Source organism: Jeotgalibacillus marinus, from assembly GCF_040801915.1.
Classification (GTDB): Bacteria; Bacillota; Bacilli; order Bacillales; family Jeotgalibacillaceae; genus Jeotgalibacillus; species Jeotgalibacillus marinus.
Window position 1 is genome coordinate 1 of the sequence record NZ_JBFMIA010000104.1, and the last position, 390, is coordinate 390.

Consider the following 390-nt stretch of genomic DNA (forward strand, 5'->3'; position numbering starts at 1 on the left):
CCAGAAGATACTCTAACGGGATGCCAAGTGCAGCATATCCCACCAAAACAGAACCGGAAACAGAGGCTAAACCACCAGTCATAACAGCAAAAAGCTCTGAATTTGTCATTTTTGGAATGTAAGGCTTGATGACAAGGGGGGCTTCATTTTGTGCTAAAAATATATTGGCTGCAGCAGACATTGATTCGGCTTTTCTCGTCCCAAAAAGCCGAGATATACCGCCACCAAGCACTTTAATTATAAACTGCATAATATTCAAGTAATATAATACAGAAATCAAAGAGGAGAAGAAGATAATAATTGTAAGGACGTTAATGGCAAATACAAAGCCACCCTCTGCTTGATAACCAAATCCTCCAAGAACGAAATTGATTCCTTCGTTTGCATAAG

General features: G+C 39.5%; 1 protein-coding gene. It reads right to left on the reverse strand.

All coding sequences use genetic code 11. The annotated features are described in order from the left end of the window. Positions 1 to 390, reverse strand: a 390-nt coding sequence (locus tag AB1471_RS18855; RefSeq protein WP_367780950.1) for a nucleoside recognition domain-containing protein, incomplete at both ends; no start/stop codon positions are given.